Source organism: Providencia sp. UF-183 (assembly GCF_058246155.1).
In genome coordinates this window covers 1-1572 of sequence record NZ_JBSICD010000055.1, presented here as the reverse complement: position 1 = coordinate 1572, position 1572 = coordinate 1, and the positions used below count along the sequence as shown (strand labels likewise).

At 45.9% G+C, this 1572-nt stretch carries 2 protein-coding genes; both read left to right on the top strand.

The window, feature by feature from the left end:
* Window positions 1-525: formylglycine-generating enzyme family protein (locus tag AC4IFT_RS22280; protein ID WP_490752905.1), on the top strand; the 525-nt coding region annotated here is incomplete at its 5' end.
* Window positions 526-527: 2 nt separating this feature from the next.
* On the top strand, window positions 528-1427 hold the full coding sequence (locus AC4IFT_RS22275; RefSeq protein ID WP_490752903.1) for a formylglycine-generating enzyme family protein: 900 nt from the start codon (window positions 528-530) through the stop codon (window positions 1425-1427).
* Window positions 1428-1572 lie beyond the last annotated feature (145 nt).

Genomic DNA, 1572 nt, shown 5'->3' with positions numbered 1-1572 from the left:
TGGCAAGCCTCCACCCAAGATAATTACCCAGCTTCCGCAGATTGGCAAGACGCCAAAGATTATTGCCTTTGGTTAGGCCTACAAACGGGGCTGCCTATCGATTTGCCCACTGAAGCCCAGTGGGAATATGCGGCTCGTAATCGGGGGCAGTTTATTGTATTCGCCTCAAAAGATGGCACCTATAATAATGGCCGTGAAGGGGGAGAACAATTATTTGCTACCGATTTCTCCCCTGTAGGGGTTTACCCCCCCACGCCATTAGGCCTTTACGATATGATGGGGGGGGGGTTTGACTGGTTGAATGATTGGTATGCCGCTGATTATTATGAGCATTCCCCATCTAAAAACCCTCAAGGACCAGAACAAGGTGAGGAAAAAGGCATTCGAGGGGCTGATGGCTCTTTTTATTTAAAAAACCTAACCATGAATCGATATTCTCTTCCATTAAAAAATAGCAATATTCCTGGCCTTGGCTTCCGCTGTGCCGTGCAGTCCCCAACCCCTGTCCAATCAGTGGCGCAATAACCATGCGATTATTGAATAAAATACACTGCACTATTTTACTCGCGGGGCTTGGGCTATTAACAGGCTGCGATCAACAACTCACCGCCGAGCAAGAAAGCCAAAAACAGCAACTGGTTAATGATTCGCTAAACAATATGGTATTTATCGAAGGGGGCTCTTTTATGATGGGGGACTTCGGCGGTCATGATGGGCGCTCTACTCGCCCCTATACTGTGGAACAAGATAATAAAACCTTTCATAAAGTCACCTTAGATAGCTTCAGTATGGCCAAATACCCGGTGACATGGAAAGAGTTTAACCTATGGATTACTTTAACCGGTAGCCCCCCATCGAAACACTATCTTTTCATAAAAAAACACGCAGACTCACTTCCTTTAGCTAAGTTAACAATTCAAGAACAGTTTATGGCACGAACCGATTGGCAAAGTGCCAAGGATTACTGCCAATGGTTAGGCCAACAAACCAATTTGCCCATTGACTTACCCACCGAAGCCCAATGGGAATATGCTGCACGTAACCGAGGTCAGTTTGTTGGTTTTGCCTCTGCGGATGGTACTTTTACTCTCTATGAGCAATATGAAACCGAGCCTGAGGTGTTCGGATATACTGCGGTTGGTACAACGCCCCCTACCCCATTAGGCCTATATGATATGGCGCGTAATGGCTTAAATTGGATTAATGACTGGTATGCAGAGGATTATTATTCCGTTTCCCCTGAATTAAATCCCCAAGGCCCTAACAGTGGCGAGGAAAAAGTGGCGAGGGGTTCCACTGGTGCTGAATACCATAAAAATATCACCGTTGATAGACACAGTTATCCCCCAAGCGCGGAAGATTACAATGGAATTGGTTTCCGCTGTGCCGTGCAATCCCCTACCCCAGTCCAACCTGTGGCAAAATAACCATGCGATTATTAAATAAAATACACTGCACTATTTTACTCGCGGGGCTTGGGCTATTAACCGGCTGCGATCAACAACTCACCGCCGAGCAAGAAAGTCAGAAACAACAACTGGTTAATGATTCGCTAAACAATATGGTGTTTAT